The following is a 20,677-nucleotide window of genomic DNA, read 5'->3' as shown; positions in this document are numbered from 1 at the left end:
GATGTGTTTTCATTTATCAACTATCGTTTATCATTAATGTTTATTATTCTACTTCTTCAAAAAATTTCTTCACCTTCTCCATCAAAGTCTGACCGAAAGTAAGTTTATTTTTTCTTTTTTCTACAGATTCTTCAACTGTCTGAACTTCATTTTGAATTACTTGTGTTTCAGATTGTGAAACCGGAGCAGATTCTGTTTTTACTACTTCTTGTTGTATCGGTTCTTCCTGTTGAATGTTCGCTGCTTTTTTATCTCTTATTTTCAAACTTTCCATAAGAAGACCGATAGAGGTTGCAAATTCCGGGCCTTTCAAATGTTGGTTTTTATCATTCGCAACATATTCGTTAGCAAAACCAATTCTGCTATCAAATCCTGTAGAATAATTGGCAAGCTGTCTCAGATTTTTGAGATTGGAACCTCCACCTGTAAGTACAATTCCTGCAATTAATTTTTTCTTTTGTTCAAAAGCTCCATACGCTTTTAGTTCCGTATTTACCATTTCCAGAATTTCCTCCACTCTTGCATTAATAATCTGAGCTAAAGTTTTCAGGGAAATTTCTTTGTCCGGTCTTCCGTGAAGTCCAGGAATGGTAACATACGTACTTTCTTTTTCCATTTCGGGAAGTGCAGAACCGAATTTCACCTTCAATTGTTCCGCATGTTTTTCGATAATGGAACATCCTTCTTTAATATCCTCAGAAATAATTCCGCCACCATAAGGAATGACACAAGTATGACGAATAATATTATCTTTAAAAATGGCAATATCCGTAGTTCCGCCACCAATATCTACAATTGCAACTCCGGCTTCTTTTTCTTCTTTTGTAAGAACTGCTTCGGAAGAAGCCAAAGGTTCCAAAGTAAGCGCTTCCATTTCAAGACCGGCTTCTTTCACACATCTTGCAATATTTCGGATGCTTCCCATTTGTCCGACTACAACGTGGAAATTGGCTTCCAAACGTTTTCCGTGCATTCCGATAGGTTCATGAATTTCTCCTTCAGAATCTACTTTATATTCCTGAGGAAGAACATGGATGATTTCTTCACCAGGAAGCATTACCAATTTTTTTACCTGATCCTTCAGAATTTCGATATCGTCTTCTGTAATATACGTTTCCGGTTTTTCACGCATAATATAATCCGAATGTTGAAGAGAACGGATGTGTTTTCCTGCAATTCCTACCGTTACTTTTCTGATCGGAACTCCTGCACTTTTTTCTGCTTCTTCCACCGCTGCTTTGATGGAATTGATGGTTTGCGAAATATTGTTCACGATTCCTTTGTGAACGCCAAGACTTTTAGCACGTCCTACTCCGAGAACTTCGATTTTCCCGTGAGTATTTCGCCTACCGACAATGGCAACAATCTTCGTTGTCCCAATGTCCAGTCCTACTGAATACTCTTGATTTTCCATTGTATATATCGATTTGATTTTTTTTATTATTAATAATAGGATTTCATCCTATCCTTTATTAAGTCGTCGCTTTGCGACTGATTTTTTATTCTATTTTAACTTTTGCCTTTGGTTTGGTTGTCGTTTTTGATTTCTCTTTTGTTTGTGTTTTTGTTGTTTTTGATTTTTCTGTTTTCTTAGCTGCTGTATTTTTTGATTTTTCTTTCGGCTTTGATTCCGATTTTTTCACCGTAGATTTTGGAGTTTCTTTTTTTACTGTTTTGGCAGTGGTGGAAACTTTTTTCTCCGCAACTACCGTGCTTCTTGTTTCTTCTTTCTTTTTGGCTAATTCTGGTGCTTTTGCCAATTCTTTTTGTCCCACTTGCAAAACACTATCGTTTTCTTTGAAATACGGATTAAGTGTAGTCACAATCTGATTGTTATATTTTACCGAAATCTTATTGTATTTCTGCGGATCTTGATACACCAGAAATTTTTCTACAAATGCTTTAAATCCTTTTACTTTAAATTCAATATTCTCCAGATCACCAATTTCTACCTTATAATTTCCTTCGCTTGTAAGCAAATTATAGCTTCCGTTTTCTTTAGAAATCCCAATAAAATATTTCTTGCTAAAATCATCTTTATCAATATATTTTATGAGTTCTGCCAGCTTTTTATATTCTTTTTGCTTTACATTTCCCATCACCAACATACATGGATGAGAATAATTTTTTGATATGGGAAATTCAATCCCTTTTTCGTCTACATAAAAATCTTTTTCTGCATTATTTAATCTGAAAACAGGAACTCTTTGTTTTACATCCAGATTGAGCTTCCCATTCAGATTAAGGTACACATTTGCACTATCGACAGCCGAAAGCTGATTTATTTTTTTCTCCAATTCCGGGATATTGACATCTCCGATTTTTCCGGAAGGGTTGTATTTTTTTACAATATCTTTAATTTCATTTTCACCGATGAAATAAACCTGTGTCCCTCCTTCATTAAGTTTTACAGATACTTTATCGTCCGTAATTTTCTGATTGCTGAATCTCTTCAAAGAGAAACTCAACAGAAATCCGAGAATGATGACTGTTACTAAAATTTTAAGTATTCTGTATTTGTTTTTCATTTATTCTTGTTTTTTAACGCAACGAACACAAAGTTTTGTTTTCGATTACTTTCGTTCGCAAAGGCGTTTCACTCAGCAATTATGTTTATAATTTATTTACAACTCTCTTTACTCCGTTTTTAAATAATGGTGAATGAAAATTTAAAATCATTCCTAATTTTAGTTCCGTTAATCTCAAATAATTTAAAAGCTGAAAAAAATGATAATTATTAATCTCAGAGACAGCTTTTACTTCAATTATCAGTTTGTTTTCAATTAATAAATCAATTCTAAATGCTTTTTCAATAATTAAATTTTCATATTCAACTTTAATATCTTTTTGTCTTTCGACGATTAATCCTCTTTCTTTAAGTTCGTAAGCCAAACATTCTTCATAAACATTTTCGTAAAGACCAATTCCAAGCTTACGATGAATTTTCATGCCTGCATCAAATACAATACTTGAAATTTCATTTTCATTCATTTTCAAATTTCATTTGCTAAGTGAAACGCCTTTGCGTTCAAACTTATTTTCAATATTTTTATAACTTTCTTTGCGAACCTTGTGTTTAAATTTTAGAAAGCCATTCCATTATCGGATCATAAAGTGTATCAATATTTCCTGCTCCAACAGTGATGAGAATATCGAATTCCTTTTCCTTAATTTTTTCAAAGGCTTCCTGCAAACTGCATACTTCTTTCTTTTCCAATTTTACTTTTTCCAAAAGCCAATCTGAAGTAATGCCGGGATAATTTTCCTGAAGTTCTCTTGCAGGATAAATATCCAAAAGCAAAAGTTCATCACCTTTACTCAGACTTTCTGCAAATCCATCCGCAAAATCCCTTGTTCTGCTGAATAGATGTGGCTGAAAAGCAATCAATAATTTTTTATCCGGATAAAATGTTCTTACAGATCCGATTACTGCATTCAGTTCAGTTGGATGATGTGCATAATCGTCAATATAAATTTTTCCGTTTTCAAAAATATGTTTGGTGTATCTTCTTTTAATTCCTTTGAAAGATGAAATTCCCTTTTTCAAAACATCATAACTCACTCCAAGATTATGAAGCAGAGCAATTGCTGCGGTTGCATTTTCTACATTGTGAATTCCAGGAATCTGCCATGAAAATTCTATGGTTTCATCACCATCATGAAAATCAAACATCATCCAATCTCCGATAATATGCAATCGATCCGAATAATAATCTGCCTCTTCATTTACAGCATAGGTTTTGTGTGGTCTTCCAATATCAATTCCTTTTCTTACAAAAAGCTGATTGTCATTTTCAACCAAAGCTCCAAAATCACGGAAACCTTGTTCAATCGTATTTTTGTCTCCATAAATATCCAAATGATCGGCATCAATGGAAGTAATAACCGACCAATCCGGAGAAAGATTTAGGAAACTTCTATCGTATTCATCGGCTTCTACTACAGAAAGTTCGTTTCCGTTGTAAAGAAAATTCGACTGAAAATTTTCTGCAATTCCACCCAAAAAACACGAAAAAGGAAGGTTGGCTTCTTTGCACAAATGCGCAATTAAAGTGGAAGTTGTTGTTTTTCCGTGAGTTCCTGCAACGGCAATACATTGAGTATCTTCAGTAATCAAGCCTAAAACTTTTGCCCTTTTCATCACAGAAAAATCACGTTCCATGAACCACTCCAAAATTCCAAGCTGCTTGATTGCAGGTGTATAAATCACCAATGTATTTTCTTTACTTAAATTGGTTACTTTCTCATCGATCGTATCTTCAAACACAATATCAATTCCTTCCGAAATCAATTGAGAAGTCAGTTTGGTTTGGGTTTTATCATATCCCAAAACATTTCTGCCAATGGAATGGAAATAACGAGCAAGTGCACTCATGCCAATTCCGCCGATTCCCACGAAATAAAAATTCTGATATGTGTTTAAAAGTTTCATCTTTATATATGTATAATGTCCTATGTACAATGTACTTTTTACATCCTACTTTGTAACGTTTTTAATATCTCATCTACAATTTCTTCTGTAGCTTTTGGTTTTGCAAAAAATTCAAGATTTACAGACATTTCTTTTCTTACACTTTCGTTTTCACAAATTTCCATTAAAGTCGTCCAGAATTTTTCTTTCATTTCCGAATCTTTTACCATTCTTGCTGCATTTTTTTCGACCAATGTCAAAGCATTTTTTGTCTGATGATCTTCTGCTGCAAAAGGAAACGGAACCAAAAGCACTGGTTTTTTTGCTACTGCCAATTCCGAAATTGCAATTGCTCCTGCTCTGGAAACAATAACATCAGCAGCAGAATAAGCTAAAGCCATATCGGAAATGAATTCTTTAATCTGAATGGATGTCGGATGTTGGATGTTGGATGTAATTTCTACAAAATCTAATCTCCCAGTTTGCCAGATTAGCTGGTATCCTTTTCCTTTTAGACTTTCCAAATTATCTTTCCAACCGTTATTCAATGTTCTTGAACCGAGCGAACCTCCGACAGAAAGAATGGTTAATTTATTTTTATCTAAACCTAATTTTTCTTTTGCCATTTCCGTATCAATTAAATCGGAAATGATATTCTGACGAATTGGATTTCCCAAGAAAAACGTTTTGGATTTCGGGAAGAAATGATCCATATTCGGATAAGCCGTAAAAACCGCTTTCGCTTTTTTCCCGTGATAAATATTGGTTTTTCCCGGCAATGAATTCTGCTCCTGAATAAAAATCGGAATTCCCAATTTTGAAGCTGCATACAAAGCCGGTCCACTTGCAAAACCTCCTGTTCCGACAGCAAAATCCGGTTTAAAATTTTTAATAATTTTCTTCGCTTTGGAAATACTGGAAATTAATTTAAAAGGTAAACCAATGTTTTTCAAAAGATTTCCTCTGTCAAATCCTGCAATATTCAATCCTTCAATTTTGAATCCTGCTTGCGGAACTTTTTCCATTTCCATTTTTCCATTTGCACCAATGAACAAAAATTCCGCATTAGGAAATCTCTTCTGAATTTCCTGCGCAATAGCAACTGCCGGAAAGATGTGTCCACCTGTTCCGCCACCACTCATTAGAATTTTTAAATTTTTATTCATTTTAATTTTATCATTTTTTTAGGGTTAAAACCCTATTCTATGTTAAATCGTCCCTTCGGGACTTTTAAATTCAAATATTAATCAAGCAATATCATTTATTTCTTCAATACTTTGCTTTTTGCTCAATCCTTCCTCATCGTACACCTGAATTCTGGAGCTTACATTCAGAATTATTCCTAATTGTAAATACGTCACCAACATGGAAGTTCCTCCATAACTTATCAATGGTAATGGTTGTCCGGTTACAGGAATTAAATTCACAGCAACCGCAATATTCACTGATAATTGTATAAAAATCATTATTCCAAGTGCCAAAACCAGCAACGAACCAAAAAATGCAGGCATTTTACTGGCAATCATTACTATTCGGATCATCATTATCAGATACATGGAAATGAGAAATAATGCTCCAAAAAATCCATATTCTTCTACAATAATGGCAAAAATAAAATCGGATGCCGATTGTGGAAGCATCTGCTTCAAAGCACTTTTTCCAGGTCCCATTCCTGTAATTCCACCATGAACAATGGCTGCTTTTGCCTGCATTACCTGATAATTTTTTGCTTTCAGATTTTCATCATCCACTTCGGTTGTTTTCTTAGAATTGGTGAATGTTTCGATACGGCTCATCCAAGTATGAACACGGTTTCCACCAATCATATTGGTATTCAACGCTACCAAAAGAAACAAAATAATGGCTACAACAGATGTAGAAATAAATCCGGCTACGTATATCCAGTGCAATTGTCCGATTACCAAAACCGCGATGGAAACCATCATAATCATCAAAGCGGTAGAACCGTTATCTTTTGCTACCAAAATGAAAACCAATAAAATAGGTCCAAAAATGTAGAATATATTTTCTATCGGAAGTCGCTCTCTTTTTATTTTTTTTGTTAAATAACGACACAGGTAAATAATCAGCATCAAATAGGCAAAAGTAGAAGGCTGAAACGAAATCGGAGTTCCCGGAATTTTCAACCATCTGGAAGCACTTGCTCCATCAATGGTTTGACCCGTAAACATCGTTAAAACCAACAAAACAATCGTAATTCCCAATAAAATACTACTGAGTTTTCCAATATATTCGTATTTCACAGTTTCCACAGCACGCATAATTCCCAAACCGAGAACAACAAAAATCATGTGCTTGATGACGTGACCCGTAGTTGTTCCGTTATTCACAATATATTCTAAGTTAGAACTTGCAGAATACACCGGGAAAATGGAAAACACAGAGATCACGATAATGACCATCCAAAGCACTTTGTCGCCCTTTAGAAATTCGAATTTGCTGTCTGTATTTTGTTCGTTCATTTTAATTTTTTAAGGAAAAATCCCTTATTTTTTGTTGAATTCGCCTCTTGACAAATTCTTAAATTTTATTGAATTCACCTCTTCGTGAATTTCTGCATTTTTATTGAATTCGCCTCTTGGCGAATTCCTACATTAAAACCTGTTCTTTAAACTGATCTCCACGATCTTCATAATTTTGAAAAAGATCAAAACTTGCACAGCATGGAGAAAGCAAAACCGTGTCTCCATTTTTTGCAATTGATTTGCATACATTCACACATTCTTCTATACTTGAGGTATCATAAATCTGCTCTTTTTTATCTTTGAAAAAATCAATAATTTTTTGATTATCAATTCCCAAACAAACAATCGCTTTTACTTTTCTCTTTACCAAAAGTTCAACTTCAGAATAATCATTTCCTTTGTCTGTTCCACCAACAATCCAAATGGTGGGGCGAGTCATACTTTCCAAAGCGTAATAAGCAGCATTTACATTTGTTGCTTTGCTATCATTGATGTATCGAACACCGTCAATTTCAGCAACAAACTCCAATCTATGCGGAACCGCCTGAAATGTCATTAATGAATTTCTGATACTTTCATTACTGATTTTCAGAATTTTACCAGCAATAGAAGCAGCAAGACTATTGGCTACATTATGATTTCCTACCAAACTTAATTCTGCAATGTCCATCGCAAAATCATCCGCAACTTTTACTATAATTTTTCCATCGTCCACAAAACCTCCTTCTCTTAATTTTTCCTTTAATGAAAACGGAAGCATTTTTGCCTTAACCTCCAGTTTTTCAAGAAGTTTTACACTCATTTCATCATCACGATTGTAGATAAAATAATTGTCATTTTCCTGATTTTCTGCAATTCTGAATTTTGCTAAAGCATATTCTTCATAATTGTAATTGTACTGATCCAAATGATCCGGAGAAAGATTCAGTAAAAGAGAAATGTAAGGTCTAAAATTCTGAATATCATCCAATTGAAAAGAGCTTACTTCCAATACATAATATTCGTAGTTTTCATCCGCTACCTGTTTTGCAAAACTTTTTCCGATGTTTCCGCCCAAACCTACATTAAAATTGTCGTTCTTCAGAATGTGATAGATCAAAGAAGTAGTTGTAGTTTTCCCATTGCTTCCGGTAATAGCAATAATTTTGGCATTGGTGAATTCTGCAGCAAATTCAATTTCGGAAGAAAGACGAATTCCCTTCTCCTGAATTTTTCCAATAATTGCAGCTTTTTTAGGAATTCCCGGAGATTTCACGATCCAATCTGCGGAGAGAATTCTTTCTTCATCATGGTTTTCTTCCTCAAAATCTATTTCGTTTTCGATAAGAAGCTGCTTGTAATTTTCACGAATTTTTCCCTTGTCTGAAAGAAATACTTCCAAACCTTTTTTCTTCGCGAGATATGCTGCTCCGAAACCGCTTTCACCGCCGCCTAAAACTACAATTTTCATTTGCTTTTTTATTTAAACTTGAAAAATTTAATCTTTTAAAAATTTTAATTTTTTTTAAAAATGCCGAATTAAGTCTTTCAATTTTCTACTCTATAATTTTATATTTTATCTTACTTTCAATGTAATCAGGCAAATAATAGCCAACATTACACCGATGATAATCATTCTGTTCACAATTTTACTTTCATGAAAACCTCCTTTTTGATAATGGTGATGCAATGGAGACATTCTGAAAAGTCTGTTGTTTTGGGCATATTCTAACCCGTATTTTTTCTTTCTGTATTTGAACACCAAAACCTGAAGCATAACGGAAATATTTTCTATAAGAAATATCCCGCAAAGCACCGGAATTAATAATTCTTTTCTCAAAATAATCGCTAAAACAGCGATAACTCCTCCTAACATTAAACTTCCTGTATCTCCCATAAAAACCTGAGCCGGATATGTGTTGTACCAAAAAAATCCGATAACTGCTCCCACCATTGCAATAGCAAAAATGGTGGTTTCGCCCATATTCGGAAGGAACATGATATTGAGATAATCCGCAAAAATGATGTTCCCGGAAACGTATGCAAAAAAAGCTAACGTTAATAATATCACCGTGCTTGTTCCGGCTGCAAGTCCGTCGATTCCATCGGTAATATTAGCTCCGTTGGAAACTGCAGTTACAATAAAAATCACAATAGGAATGAAAACAATCCAAGCCCATTCATGCGCTTTTTCCGGTGTCATCCAGAATAATAATCCGCTGTAATCGAACTCATTATTTTTAATCATCGGTACTGTGGAAACAGGAATTCTTTCTTCGGACATGAAATTTTTCTCAACATTGTTTCTGTTCACTACTTTTGCATCTGCATATTTTCTTTTAACTGTGATATTGGAGTTGTAAAACATTGTAATTCCAACAATTAACCCTAATCCAACTTGTCCTATTATTTTAAATTTTCCGCTCAGTCCGTCTTTATTTTTTTTAATTTTTTTCAAATAATCGTCCAAGAAACCAATAGCTCCCATCCAAATCACAGAAACGATCAAAAGAACAATGTACACGTTGGTAATTCTTGTAAAAAGCAATACGGGAATTAAAGTCGCGATAATAATAATTAAACCTCCCATTGTAGGCGTTCCTTCTTTTTGCTTTTGCCCTTCCAAACCAAGATCACGAACCAATTCTCCCATTTGTTTTTTTCTGAGATAATTGATGATTCTTTTTCCGTACACCAAAGCGATGAAAAGCGAAGACAAAACCGCCATTCCTGCACGAAACGAAATGTATTTGAACAAATTCATTCCCGGAATGTGGATTCCGTGTGTGTTTAGATATTCGTATAGGTAGTATAACATTTTAGTTGTTAGTTTATAGTTGTTAGTTGATGGTTAAATATTATTTTCCCATTAATTGCAAAAGTTCTTTTATTACTTCTTTATCATCAAAATGATGTTTCACACCACTGATTTCCTGATATGTTTCGTGACCTTTTCCGGCTACTAGAACAATATCTTTCGGTTCGGCAAATTTTATCGCCATTTTAATCGCTTCCTTTCTGTCCGGAATGGAAGTATATTTACTAAAATTCTGCGGTTCGACACCGGTTTCAATTTCTTTTATAATTTCATTCGGATTTTCACTTCTTGGATTATCAGAAGTGATAATTGCCAAGGTGGATTTTCTCGTCGCAATTTTTCCCATTTCGGGACGTTTTGCGTGGTCTCTATCTCCACCACAACCGAAAACGGTAATTAATCTTTCGTTTTTGGTACGAATCTCATTGATGCTGTCCAAAATATTTTCCAGTGCATCAGGAGTATGAGCGTAATCAACGATAAAGAAAATTCCGGAAGGAGATTTTATGGTTTCAAATCTTCCTTTTACTCTTTCTAATTTCGAAATCGCCTGCAAAACATCTTCTTCATGAAAGCCCAATTCTACAGCAACAGCATAAACCAACAAAAGATTATACACATTGAATTTTCCTGAAAGTGTTGTCCAGAATTCTTTTCCATTGAAATTCAGCAACATCCCGTTGAAATCCACTTCCAAAAGTTTTCCGTGATAATCCGCCAAAGTTTTCAAAGCATAGGTTTTCTTTTTTGCTTTGGTGTTTTGGAGCATGATGTTACCATTTTTATCATCAATGTTTGTTATTGCAATTGCAGATTCTGGCAGCTCATCAAAAAATCTTTTTTTCGTTTTTAAATAATTTTCAAATGTTTTATGATAATCCAAATGATCGTGTGTAATATTGGTAAAACCCGCTATTTTGAAATGCAATCCTTCCGTTCTGTTTTGATCTACTCCGTGAGAACTCACTTCCATAAATGCATATTCGCAACCGGAATCTACTGCTTTTGATAAAATTTTATTTAGAGTAATAACATCCGGAGTGGTATGAGTGGAAGGAAAAATCTCGTCGCCAATTCTGTATTCCACAGTGGAAATGAGGGCAGATTTGAATCCAAGATTTTTGAAAACATCAAACAACAAAGTAGTTGCCGTTGTTTTACCATTAGTTCCTGTAATTCCAATAAGTTGTAGTTTTTCAGAAGGATTTCCGTAAAAATTAGAAGCTAATTGTCCCAAAGTTTTAGACGAGTCTTTTACTTTGATGAAAGTAATTTGTTCATTTTGATTTTTTGGAAGATCTTCACAAACGATTACCGTCGCTCCGTTTTCAATAGCAGAACCAATAAACGAATGCCCATCAGAAATTGTTCCTTTAATGGCAACATACAACGAATTGTGACTCGCTTTTCTGCTGTCCAAGACAATTTCCGAAACATCACGATTGATATTGCCGTGAGTTTCAAGAGTTGGGATTCTGTTTAATAATTCTGTAAGGTTCATTTTTTTATTGGACGCGATTTATCGCGTTTTTATTTTTTTGAACACGCCAAAAGCATGTTTCTACATTTCTAATTTTGCAATGTGAGATAAATTCTCTGATTTTTCTTTATATAAGTTCCTTCCAAAGGAAATTGATTTTTTATTTTTCCAACTCCTTTATAATCTACTCTATATCCAAGATTTTCCAATTGCGGAATTATATTTTTACCGATAAGTCCGGTAACATTCGGCATCATTCCTCCGTTTACGGCAATTTTTACATTGGGTTCCACCATTTTGCTATAATCCACTTTTTTGTCTACCAACATTTCCCGTTCTACATTTTGTGGCGTTTTCAGGAATGTCTTTCCTGCAATTTCTTTAAATACCGGTGCTGAAACCTTTGCTCCGGAATATCCCTTTGTAATATCGGGCTGATTGATCATTACATAACAGGTATATTTTGGATTATTAACAGGATAAAAACCTGTAAAAGCAGCTTGATATTTTCCTGAACTTTTCCAATATTCAAATCTTGCGGTTCCGGTTTTTCCTGCAATCTTAAGATTGGGAGTATAAATACTTTTCGCTGTACCTTTTTCTACGGTTTTGGTCAGCATTTTTGTCATCAGATCAATCGCTTCAGGAGAAGCCATTTTATTGACAATGATTTCCGGTTTTGCGGTATAAAGCACTTTTCCGTCTTTCATTATTTTATCAATAAAAAGAGGCTTTACCATTTTTCCCTTGTTTGCAATTCCGTTATAGAAAGTAGTAAGCTGAAGAATATTAAATCTCGAAGCATACCCAAAAGATAACGAAGCTAAAGCTCCCTTGCTCCACCTTTTGTTTTGAGGAGTTACGATATAAGGTTTAGTAATTCCCGGAATTTCGATTTGCATTTTGTCAAAAAGTTTCCATCTTTTGAAATGATTAATAAAAACTTCGGGATCTTCTCCGTAATATTTTGTAATCAGTTTTGCTGCACCTACATTGCTGGATTCTGCAAGAACATCACTGATATCATATACTCCATTTCCTTTCACATGAGAATCTGTAATCGGCTGTCCTGCATAAGACCATTTTCCATTTCCTACACTTACTGTTGTACCTTCATTGATAAAACCATCATCCATTGCTGCTAAAAGTGAAACGGTTTTAAATGTAGAACCCGGTTCTGATGCATCTTTCAGAGCATAATTGTAGGCATCAACATACATTCCCGGTTCGGTTCTGCGAAGATTAACCATTGCACGAACTTTTCCTGTTTCCGTCTCCATCACTACAACACAGCCATGATCCGCATCAAATTCTATTAATTGTTTTTCCAATGCGGAATGTGCAATATCCTGAATTCTAAGATCCAATGTTGTATATACATCCATTCCGTCAACAGGTTCTTTTACTTTCCAATAATCAATGGGTTTCCACTGGGTAGAATTCACCCTTTGTTCAAGACGAGTTCCGTTTGTCCCTGTTAAATATTTAGAAAAAGCAGCTTCCAAACCGGATTTGTACTCACCGTTATCCATTCCGATAGTTCCTGCTCCGATTTCTGTAGTTGCCAATTCTCTTTTGTAATTTCTGTCTACAATAAATCCTCCTTTGTTTTTTCCTTTTTTGAAAATTGGAAATTTGCGAATTCTGTCATATTGATCAAAATCGAGCCCTTTTGCTAAGCCATAATATTGGTTTTTCTTTTTCCGTTGTTCGTCAAATTTTGAAAGAAAATAGCTGCTCGGTTTATCAAACATTTTTCCTAAAGAATCCGAAAGTGCTCTTATATTATTGCTGTAAACAGTATCTTTAATGGTTTTAAAATCTACATAAATATCATAACGCATCACCGTTGTTGCTAAAATAGAACCATCTGATGCATAAAGATTTCCACGCGCTGCTTTTAGTGTAGCTTCACGATAATTTTTGTTGATATAATCGTTTTCAATTTCTTTTACATTGGTATTCTGCAAAATCAGAATTCTTCCGAGAAAAATCACAAACAGCACGAAAGCGATACCTGTAAAAAGATATCCCCATCGCAATGTTTTTTTGCGTTTTAAATCGTAATCATTTTGTTTTGCCATTATTCGTACTGTCCAGTTTTATCAATAATTTATGCGGATGATTTTCCAAAGGAAGCAAAGAATCTTTTATCATTTCTTTTCCCAGTTCTGATTCCATTTTTACTTTTATCAGCTTACTTTGTGAATACGCATTTCTTGATTTATATTCTTCGGTTTGTTCTTTCAGATCATTTACCTGCTCTATTTTTTTGCTCACCAAATGATTGCTGTAAATCATGATCATCATCAAAAGAAACAGCAACAAAAAATATTTGTAATGAACTTTTACTTCATCACGATTCAGAAAATTTCCTTTTATAATATCTATAAAAGTGAGTCTTTTCTGAGGTCTGTATGTTGTTCTTTTAGCCATTTTTAGTTGACAGTTGACGGTTAATAGTTGGCTGTTATCAGCATTTTTTCTGGCAACTTTCAACTATAAACCAACAACTAAATTTTTATTCCCACTCTCATTTTTGCACTTCTTGCTCTGGAATTTTCTTCAATTTCCTCATTATCTGGAATTATGGCTTTGCTTTGTAAAAGATCAAACGCTTTTTTATAATTCCCGTAAATATCTCTTTCCGGCTCACCTTCAAACATTCCGTTTTTCAAAAATCTTTTTACCAATCGGTCTTCCAAAGAATGATAGGAAATCACCACCAATCTTCCTTCCTGTTTTAAAATTCTGTATGCCTGAACCAGCATTTCCTTCAAAACCTCCAATTCTTCATTCACTTCAATTCTTATGGCCTGAAAAACCTGTGCAAAAAATTTATTCTGTTTATGTGGCGGAATGTAGCTGAACAAATTTTTCAGATCTTCCGTTGTTTCAATTTTTTTGTTCTTACGATGATGAACAATTTCTCTTGCTAATTTTCTGGCTTCCCTCAATTCTCCATAATGGTAAAAAATATCGGCAAGCTGCTCTTCTTCATACTCATTGATGATTTTTTTTGCATCCAATGTTTGCATTACATTCATTCTCATATCCAAAGGTGCATTGCTTCTTGTGGAAAAACCTCTTTCTGCTTCATCGAACTGATGAGAAGAAACGCCCAGATCAGCAAGAATTCCATCCACCTGATTTATTCCATATATAAGAAGTGAATTTTCCAGAAATCTGAAATTTTGATTGATCAAAGTAAATCTCGGATCATCAATTTTGTTTTCCAACGCATCCAAATCCTGATCAAAAGAAAAAAGTCTACCTTTTTCTGAAAGTCTTTCTAAAATTTCTCTTGAATGCCCACCTCCTCCAAAAGTGCAATCCACATAGATTCCATCAGGATTTGTCACCAAATCATCAACACTTTTCTTCAGCAAAACAGGATTGTGATACATTCTTTATTTTATTTTTATAACACTATTAATTGCGTTACTACTATTATTCTTTGTCCCCAAAATCAATAGAACCCATTACTTCTTCGGACAATTTTGCAAAATCCGCTTCATTCACGCTTATATTTTGTTCATAAGCATCTTTATCCCAGATTTCAAAAAATTCTCCAACTCCGGAAATCACAATCTCCTTGTCTAAGTTTGCAAATACTTTCAAGTCTTTAGAAATGAGAATCCTTTCCGCCTTATCCAATTCTACTGTTTTTACACCAGCAGTAAACATTCTGATAAAATCTGCGTTTTTTTTCACAAACCGATTAAGTCCATTAATTTTGTCCATAAGTTTTTCCCATGGTTTCATTGGGTAAACTTCCAGACATTTTTGAAACACGGCTCTCTTCACAACAAGTTCTTTGCTGGTGAAGTTTTCCAAATGTTTTACCAATGATGAAGGAAGTTTGAGGCGACCTTTATCATCGATTTTACATTCGTATGTTTCAAAAAAATAATTCATTTGGGACAAATTTATATATTTATTTCTAAAATTTCCCACTTTTTCCCACTTTTTGACTCAATGTGGATAAATTCTACTTTTCATTCATAATTTTCTGATAATTAAAGGGTTATTGAAATTCTTTTTTCTAAACTTCACGAGTAACATTTTGTACATATTTTTTAATATTCTATTAATAATTTGAATAGTGTTGTTTTTATCCTTTAATTTGTATTTTTGCATGTCTTGACATCATTTTATGATTTTTAAAACTAAAAAAGAAAAGAAGTTCAACTATATTGAGGAAGGAAATGGACATCCTTTAGTCCTTTTGCATGGATTGATGGGAGGTTTGAGCAATTTTGATAAAATGGTTTCTTATTTTTCTATCAGAGGCTATAAAGTTTTTGTTCCGCAACTTCCCATTTATGATTTGCCAGTCCTTAATACTAACCTAAGTTCTCTTGCCAAGTTTGTGGCCAAATTTATTGACGAACACATCCACGAACCTGTAACCATTGTTGGAAATTCCATGGGAGGACATATTGGTTTGATTCTTACTATTACGAGACCTGATCTAGTAAAAAATTTGACTCTTACAGGAAGTTCCGGATTGTATGAAAGAACTTTCGGCGATAGCTTTCCAAGAAAAAGTGATAAAGAATACATCAAAAGAAAAACTCAGGAGGTTTTTTATGATCCTGTGATTGCCACTGATGAACTTGTAGATGAGGTTTTCAGCGTAGTAAATGACAGAATGAAGGGTATAAAAACCGTAATGCTTGCAAGAAGCGCCATCAAACATAATATGCTGAATGATCTTCCAAATATTAAATGCCCAACCTGTATCATTTGGGGAAAACAAGATAATGTAACACCACCTGAAGTTGCAGAAGATATGCATAGATTTATTCCCAATTCCGATCTTTTCTGGATGGATAAATGCGGACATGCAGCAATGATGGAAAAACCAGATGAATTCAACGAAATATTATATAACTGGTTAAAAAATAAATCCTAAATTTATGAACCATTAAGAAGTCTTAATGGTTTTTGTTTTTCAAAATATGGTTATTAAAACTACAGAATTTGTAAAAAGCAGCCAGAAATGGCAAGATTGTCCGGAACCCAAAATTCCTGAATATGCTTTTATTGGCCGTTCTAATGTGGGAAAATCTTCTCTCATCAATGCGATGATGAATAGGAAAGATCTTGCAAAAACCTCCCAAACTCCTGGTAAAACACAACTTATCAATCATTTTTTAGTGAATGAAAGTTGGTATCTTACAGATTTGCCCGGCTATGGCTATGCAAAGGTTTCAAAAAGCATTAGAAAGGATTTTGAAAAATTAATTACCAATTATATCTTGAACCGCAAAAATTTAGTCAACCTTTTTGTCTTGATAGATATTCGTCACACACCTCAAAAAATTGACTTAGAATTTATGGAATGGTGCGGAGAAAGTGGAGTTCCTTTTTCTATTGTTTTTACAAAAGCCGATAAACTGAAACCAAATGCAGCAGGAAAAAATGTAGAAATTTACCAATCAGAACTTTTAAAATCTTGGGAAGAACTCCCCAATATATATATTACCTCCGCTGAAAAAAAGGAAGGCTGTGAAGAAATTTTGAATTTTATCGAAAAAACCAACGACTTCCTATTTAAAAATAAAGTAAAATTTGATGGATAATTTAGTTTGGAAAATAAAAACATTTGAAGAATTAACAACAGAAGAGCTTTATCAGATCATAAAAGCCCGCATTGATGTTTTTGTAGTAGAACAAGATTGCCCTTATCCTGATTTGGAAAACTACGACCAAAAAGCATTACATCTTTGGGCGGAAAGGGAAGGAATTGTCCTCGCATATTGCCGAATCTTTGACAAAGGAATAAAATATAATGAGGCTTCTATCGGAAGAGTTCTAACTACAGAATATGGAAGAGGGAAAAATTTAGGAAGGCAATTGTTGTTTTATGCAGTCGAAGTAATAGAAAATAGGTTTCATACATCATCGATAAGAATCTCTGCACAAAATTACCTTATTCCTTTTTACAGCAGCTTTGGTTTCGAGGATTTTGGTAAAAAATATCTTGAGGATAATATTCCACATACGGAAATGATAAGACACTAATTTCGAATTACTTTACAAGAATTACGGATTCTTTTATAATTTATAACAATTATCGTTTTTTTTAATTTTTTTTTTTAATTTAGCTCCAAATTATTTAATCAATAAATTTTAATCTTATGAAAAAATTTTTACTTTCTGGATTTGCTTTGCTATCCTTAATGCTTTCTGCTCAATCTTCATGGACAACGCAGAACTCTAGCTTCCCTACTGCTGGTACTTACCCTCTTGTATTATCACTTTCAGATGCAAACACTGTTTGGGCTTTAGCTGGTGATGGTAGTGGAGCTGGTGCAAATTATCAACAATTTTCCAGAACTTCTAATGGTGGACAAACTTGGATTGCAGGAAATATCAACGTAGGAGGTTCTTCAAACCAAATTGCTGACCTTGCCGCACCTTCAGCAACTGTTGCCTATGCAGCGTATATAACTGGAGCAACTGCAAAAGGCGGTGTTTATAAAACAACAGATGGTGGTACAACATGGACCAAAGTTTCATCAGCGACAATGTTTAATAATGCTGCTTCTTTCCCTGATACAATCAATTTTTGGGATGTAAATACAGGAGTTGTTGTTGGTGATCCAATAGGTGGGTATTTTGAAATATATACCACTACTAACGGAGGAACATCTTGGACAAGAGTTCCCTCCGCGAACTTACCAACTCCTTTAAGTGGAGAATATGCTTATACAACAATTGATGCTGCTATTGGTGATAACTATTGGTTCGGTACAAATAAGGGAAGAATTTATAAAAGTGCAAACAAAGGATTAAATTGGACTGTTGTTCAATCGCCAATAGGTGACTTTGGTACAACGGCTCAAAGTGGAACTTTTACAATGAAGGACGCAAATAATGCTTGGCTAATAGATAGAACTGGTGTATTATTATTTAGTACTACTGATGGTGGAGCAAATTGGAATCCTGTTAGTACCAGTGGAACCTTTTATACAGGAGATATATTGTATGTTCCTGGAACAGCACAAACTTTGATTTCTTCAGGTGCATCTTCTACTTCTAGAGGTTCATCCATAAGCACTGACGGTGGTTTAACTTGGACTGATATAACTCCTGCCGCTGGAGATACGGATGGAATTGCAGCATTGGCTGCTGCCGGACCAGGAGCAGTTTACGGTGGAGGATTTACAACATCTTCAACGGTTGGAGGTATGAATAAACTAAGTCCACTTTTGGCAACAAGTGATATTTCTAAAGCTGTTGTAAATGTTTTTCCAAATCCTACAAGCAATTATGTAAATATTACTTCGAAAGATAAAATCAAAAATATTGATATAATTGATTTAAGTGGGAAATCTTCCTCTAATGCAATTTCACCAACAAATAAAATTGATATGACTAACTATACACCTGGTGTATATATTCTAAAGGTGAATTTTGAGAATGGAAAATCTACTGCAACTAAAATTATCAAAAAATAAATTCTAATTTATTTATAAAAAATGACAAAGTAGTAAAAAATAGCACCTAAAAAGTGCATTAAAGTCTTTGCCAGAAGTGTTTTAAAAGGAGTATATTGGAAGTGATTTCAATATACTCTTTGTTTTTTTATGAAAAAGGTTAAAAAATATTTGAGTGAAAACCCAAAGCATTTCATCAGTAGGCAGTTGCTTAAATTATCCAAAGAAATAACTTTTCTTAAAACCAAGGAAGAAGCCAATGTTTGGTTACTGAAACTTGAACATTGGTATGAGGAAAATAAGGAATTTATTAATGAAAAATCAATGAATGAGTCAACGGGAAGGGATTGGTTTACCCATAAAAATCTGCATTTAGCAACATTTCTGGTCATCAACGCAATCCCTAATATGTTTTCCTATCTGGAATATCCCGAAATTCCTTATACTACAAATCGATTAGAGTCTTATTTTACACATTTGAAAGAGAAACTTACCTTGCATAGAGGACTGAAGTTTTCTGCGAAAAAGAACTTTATCAAATGATATCTGTATCTGAAAAACCAACAATCAAAATAGTTTTTTTAGCCATAAATGTGTTCCGATAATTTATAAAAAAGAGGCTGTCCAAAAAGTTTGGTCAGCCCTTTTATTGTTGAGATTATCTCTAAAAAAGCTATCTTAGAGTTGCACAAATTACAACTATGGCTAAGGTAAGCTTTAAAACCCAAACAGGCAACTTTCCGGAACTATTCCCTATCAATATTTTTGATCTGATTCCCGAGAATCACCCCGTTCGCTTGGTAGATTCTGTGGTTAATCAGTTGGATATTAGCGAGATTATGAGTCTTTATCTTGGCGGAGGTTGCTCCGCTTATCACCCGAGAATGATGATAAAAGTGCTGTTTTATGGCTATCTGTCCAATTTGTACTCTTGCAGAAAGATGGCAAAAGCACTTACCGAAAACATTCATTTTATGTACCTTTCGGGGAACTCTACCCCCAACTTTAGAACGATCAACGAGTTTCGGGGAAAAATTTTGAAGGACAAGATTAAAGATTTGTTTGCAGAAGTGGTTAAGATGCTCGTGGAATTGGGCTATGTGAGCCTTGATGTGCAGTACATTGACGGGACGAAAATTGAGGCAAAATCTGGCAGATACACTTTCGTTTGGCGGGGTTCTGTGGAAAAATACAAAGAAAAATTAGAGGCAAAAATAGGTACTATTTTATCGGATATAGAAAACAGTATCCAATCAGAAAATCAGGAACTTAACCAAGAAGAATTGCCAAAAAAATCAATTCCGAAGAGTTAAAGGAAAAGCTCTCAGAACTCAATAGAGTTTATATAAGTTATTTTTATGGCAGCTTTTCCGCCTTCCGCTCCCAATCTTTTTTTGCCAATCTTTTCCGGCAACAAAAAAAGGATTTCCGCTCAAGTCGGGCTGCATCAAAAAACGTCTTCAATGTACTTAAAAAAATGCTTGAAAATAAGAATATTTGAGCGTATGTGAAGTATAATTATTTCCATGCCGAACAGAAAAAAAAGATGAAAAACAATCCATTTTTAGTTCAAAATTTATTTTACAATAAAGAACAGGATTTTTATGTCTGTACGATGGGACAAAGAATGGAAAAAGTGGGGATGGGAAAGCGAGCATCAAGCAATGGGTACGAATCGCAAGTTTCTTATTATCAGGCTAAAAACTGCAACAATTGTCCACTTCGAGCGGTGTGTCACAATGCAAAAGGCAACCGGAGAATAGAAGTCAACCATCGGTTGAATGAGCTTAAAGAAAGGGCTAGAAATTTATTAACAAGTGAAGAAGGTCTCAAACACCGAAGCAAACGCCCGATAGAAGTGGAAGCCGTATTCGGACAACTGAAAAGCAATAATAAATTTAACCGATTTACTTTCAAAGGATTAGAAAAAGTAGAACTGGAGTTTTTACTGATGGCTATAGGACATAATTTTAGAAAAATGGCAGCCAAAGGAGCTGTTTCTAAGAAAATTGTCATAAAAATAATAAACCAAGGCTCAAAAATCCATCTAAAAAT

General features: G+C 34.3%; 19 protein-coding genes and 1 pseudogene. 7 read left to right on the top strand and 13 right to left on the bottom strand.

The features are described from left to right. Positions 1-43: 43 nt before the first annotated feature. The 13 genes from ftsA to mraZ form a co-directional block, all read right to left on the bottom strand. Positions 44-1,414 carry a cell division protein FtsA gene (gene ftsA, locus AC2A1C_RS13480; protein WP_484026338.1) on the bottom strand — a complete coding sequence of 457 codons (1,371 nt, stop codon included), beginning with the start codon at positions 1,412-1,414 and terminating at the stop codon, positions 44-46. 85 nt (positions 1,415-1,499) lie between these two features. Then, positions 1,500-2,528 (bottom strand): cell division protein FtsQ/DivIB, encoded by a 1,029-nt coding sequence (locus tag AC2A1C_RS13475; RefSeq protein WP_484026337.1) that lies wholly within the window; start codon positions 2,526-2,528, stop codon positions 1,500-1,502. Positions 2,529-2,613: 85 nt separating this feature from the next. Continuing rightward, positions 2,614-2,991: a GxxExxY protein gene (locus AC2A1C_RS13470; RefSeq protein ID WP_484026336.1), complete on the bottom strand. Its 378-nt coding sequence runs from the start codon at positions 2,989-2,991 to the stop codon at positions 2,614-2,616. Between the two features lie 85 nt (positions 2,992-3,076). Beyond that, positions 3,077-4,432 (bottom strand): UDP-N-acetylmuramate--L-alanine ligase, encoded by a 1,356-nt coding sequence (gene murC, locus AC2A1C_RS13465; protein WP_484026335.1) that lies wholly within the window; start codon positions 4,430-4,432, stop codon positions 3,077-3,079. A 38-nt stretch (positions 4,433-4,470) separates the two neighbouring features. Beyond that, on the bottom strand, positions 4,471-5,577 hold the full coding sequence (gene murG / locus AC2A1C_RS13460) for an undecaprenyldiphospho-muramoylpentapeptide beta-N-acetylglucosaminyltransferase (protein WP_484026334.1): 1,107 nt from the start codon (positions 5,575-5,577) through the stop codon (positions 4,471-4,473). An 81-nt stretch (positions 5,578-5,658) separates the two neighbouring features. Next, entirely contained in the window at positions 5,659-6,894 is a 1,236-nt protein-coding gene (locus tag AC2A1C_RS13455) for an FtsW/RodA/SpoVE family cell cycle protein (protein ID WP_484026332.1), read from the bottom strand. A gap of 127 nt (positions 6,895-7,021) precedes the next feature. Further along, positions 7,022-8,347, bottom strand: a complete 1,326-nt coding sequence (gene murD, locus AC2A1C_RS13450; RefSeq protein ID WP_484026331.1) for a UDP-N-acetylmuramoyl-L-alanine--D-glutamate ligase — start codon at positions 8,345-8,347, stop codon at positions 7,022-7,024. 105 nt (positions 8,348-8,452) lie between these two features. Continuing rightward, on the bottom strand, positions 8,453-9,694 hold the full coding sequence (gene mraY, locus AC2A1C_RS13445) for a phospho-N-acetylmuramoyl-pentapeptide-transferase (RefSeq protein WP_484026330.1): 1,242 nt from the start codon (positions 9,692-9,694) through the stop codon (positions 8,453-8,455). Positions 9,695-9,734: 40 nt separating this feature from the next. Next, positions 9,735-11,195, bottom strand: coding sequence for a UDP-N-acetylmuramoyl-L-alanyl-D-glutamate--2,6-diaminopimelate ligase (locus AC2A1C_RS13440; RefSeq protein ID WP_484026328.1), 1,461 nt, complete (start codon positions 11,193-11,195; stop codon positions 9,735-9,737). A gap of 68 nt (positions 11,196-11,263) precedes the next feature. Beyond that, positions 11,264-13,258 (bottom strand): penicillin-binding transpeptidase domain-containing protein, encoded by a 1,995-nt coding sequence (locus AC2A1C_RS13435; protein WP_484026326.1) that lies wholly within the window; start codon positions 13,256-13,258, stop codon positions 11,264-11,266. Beyond that, positions 13,242-13,610, bottom strand: coding sequence for an FtsL-like putative cell division protein (locus tag AC2A1C_RS13430; RefSeq protein ID WP_484026324.1), 369 nt, complete (start codon positions 13,608-13,610; stop codon positions 13,242-13,244). The genes AC2A1C_RS13435 and AC2A1C_RS13430 overlap by 17 nt, the downstream gene beginning before the upstream one ends. Before the next feature lie 77 nt (positions 13,611-13,687). Continuing rightward, the gene (gene rsmH / locus AC2A1C_RS13425) at positions 13,688-14,581 is read right to left on the bottom strand and encodes a 16S rRNA (cytosine(1402)-N(4))-methyltransferase RsmH (RefSeq protein ID WP_484026323.1); all 894 of its coding nucleotides are present in this window, start codon (positions 14,579-14,581) and stop codon (positions 13,688-13,690) included. Between the two features lie 43 nt (positions 14,582-14,624). After that, a complete protein-coding gene (gene mraZ, locus AC2A1C_RS13420) occupies positions 14,625-15,092 on the bottom strand; it encodes a division/cell wall cluster transcriptional repressor MraZ (protein ID WP_484026322.1) in 468 nt (155 codons plus the stop codon). Positions 15,093-15,330: 238 nt separating this feature from the next. On the opposite strand from mraZ, the gene AC2A1C_RS13415 reads away from it, so the two are divergent. The 7 genes and pseudogenes from AC2A1C_RS13415 to AC2A1C_RS13385 form a co-directional block, all read left to right on the top strand. Continuing rightward, entirely contained in the window at positions 15,331-16,092 is a 762-nt protein-coding gene (locus AC2A1C_RS13415) for an alpha/beta fold hydrolase (RefSeq protein WP_484026320.1), read from the top strand. A gap of 46 nt (positions 16,093-16,138) precedes the next feature. Then, entirely contained in the window at positions 16,139-16,762 is a 624-nt protein-coding gene (yihA, locus tag AC2A1C_RS13410) for a ribosome biogenesis GTP-binding protein YihA/YsxC (RefSeq protein ID WP_484026319.1), read from the top strand. Then, positions 16,755-17,204, top strand: a complete 450-nt coding sequence (locus AC2A1C_RS13405; RefSeq protein ID WP_484026317.1) for a GNAT family N-acetyltransferase — start codon at positions 16,755-16,757, stop codon at positions 17,202-17,204. The genes yihA and AC2A1C_RS13405 overlap by 8 nt, the downstream gene beginning before the upstream one ends. 116 nt (positions 17,205-17,320) lie before the next feature. Continuing rightward, complete coding sequence (locus tag AC2A1C_RS13400; protein ID WP_484026316.1) at positions 17,321-18,643, top strand: T9SS type A sorting domain-containing protein; 1,323 nt, start codon at positions 17,321-17,323, stop codon at positions 18,641-18,643. A gap of 129 nt (positions 18,644-18,772) precedes the next feature. Further along, the gene (locus tag AC2A1C_RS13395) at positions 18,773-19,165 is read left to right on the top strand and encodes a hypothetical protein (RefSeq protein ID WP_484026314.1); all 393 of its coding nucleotides are present in this window, start codon (positions 18,773-18,775) and stop codon (positions 19,163-19,165) included. A 158-nt stretch (positions 19,166-19,323) separates the two neighbouring features. Further along, positions 19,324-19,961, top strand: a pseudogene (locus AC2A1C_RS13390) (transposase); the annotation flags it as partial. Positions 19,962-20,168: 207 nt separating this feature from the next. Beyond that, a partial coding sequence (locus AC2A1C_RS13385) for a transposase (protein WP_484026313.1) occupies positions 20,169-20,677 on the top strand: 509 nt, incomplete at its 3' end.

The organism is Chryseobacterium sp. HNCC26DJ241 (genome assembly GCF_057180505.1).
The sequence above is the reverse complement of the archived record's forward strand: the minus strand, read 5'-3'. Positions and strand labels throughout refer to the sequence as shown.

What these genes read in the sequence shown, in the direction of transcription:
- AC2A1C_RS13430 (WP_484026324.1), bottom strand. Translation starts at nt 13,610, where the DNA reads ATGGCTAAAAGAACAACATACAGACCTCAGAAAAGACTCACTTTTATA.
- AC2A1C_RS13415 (WP_484026320.1), top strand. Translation starts at nt 15,331, where the DNA reads ATGATTTTTAAAACTAAAAAAGAAAAGAAGTTCAACTATATTGAGGAA.
- yihA (WP_484026319.1), top strand. Translation starts at nt 16,139, where the DNA reads ATGGTTATTAAAACTACAGAATTTGTAAAAAGCAGCCAGAAATGGCAA.
- AC2A1C_RS13400 (WP_484026316.1), top strand. Translation starts at nt 17,321, where the DNA reads ATGAAAAAATTTTTACTTTCTGGATTTGCTTTGCTATCCTTAATGCTT.
- rsmH (WP_484026323.1), bottom strand. Translation starts at nt 14,581, where the DNA reads ATGTATCACAATCCTGTTTTGCTGAAGAAAAGTGTTGATGATTTGGTG.
- AC2A1C_RS13395 (WP_484026314.1), top strand. Translation starts at nt 18,773, where the DNA reads ATGAAAAAGGTTAAAAAATATTTGAGTGAAAACCCAAAGCATTTCATC.
- murG (WP_484026334.1), bottom strand. Translation starts at nt 5,577, where the DNA reads ATGAATAAAAATTTAAAAATTCTAATGAGTGGTGGCGGAACAGGTGGA.
- AC2A1C_RS13440 (WP_484026328.1), bottom strand. Translation starts at nt 11,195, where the DNA reads ATGAACCTTACAGAATTATTAAACAGAATCCCAACTCTTGAAACTCAC.
- mraY (WP_484026330.1), bottom strand. Translation starts at nt 9,694, where the DNA reads ATGTTATACTACCTATACGAATATCTAAACACACACGGAATCCACATT.
- murC (WP_484026335.1), bottom strand. Translation starts at nt 4,432, where the DNA reads ATGAAACTTTTAAACACATATCAGAATTTTTATTTCGTGGGAATCGGC.
- AC2A1C_RS13475 (WP_484026337.1), bottom strand. Translation starts at nt 2,528, where the DNA reads ATGAAAAACAAATACAGAATACTTAAAATTTTAGTAACAGTCATCATT.
- AC2A1C_RS13405 (WP_484026317.1), top strand. Translation starts at nt 16,755, where the DNA reads ATGGATAATTTAGTTTGGAAAATAAAAACATTTGAAGAATTAACAACA.
- ftsA (WP_484026338.1), bottom strand. Translation starts at nt 1,414, where the DNA reads ATGGAAAATCAAGAGTATTCAGTAGGACTGGACATTGGGACAACGAAG.
- mraZ (WP_484026322.1), bottom strand. Translation starts at nt 15,092, where the DNA reads ATGAATTATTTTTTTGAAACATACGAATGTAAAATCGATGATAAAGGT.
- murD (WP_484026331.1), bottom strand. Translation starts at nt 8,347, where the DNA reads ATGAAAATTGTAGTTTTAGGCGGCGGTGAAAGCGGTTTCGGAGCAGCA.
- AC2A1C_RS13435 (WP_484026326.1), bottom strand. Translation starts at nt 13,258, where the DNA reads ATGGCAAAACAAAATGATTACGATTTAAAACGCAAAAAAACATTGCGA.
- AC2A1C_RS13470 (WP_484026336.1), bottom strand. Translation starts at nt 2,991, where the DNA reads ATGAATGAAAATGAAATTTCAAGTATTGTATTTGATGCAGGCATGAAA.
- AC2A1C_RS13455 (WP_484026332.1), bottom strand. Translation starts at nt 6,894, where the DNA reads ATGAACGAACAAAATACAGACAGCAAATTCGAATTTCTAAAGGGCGAC.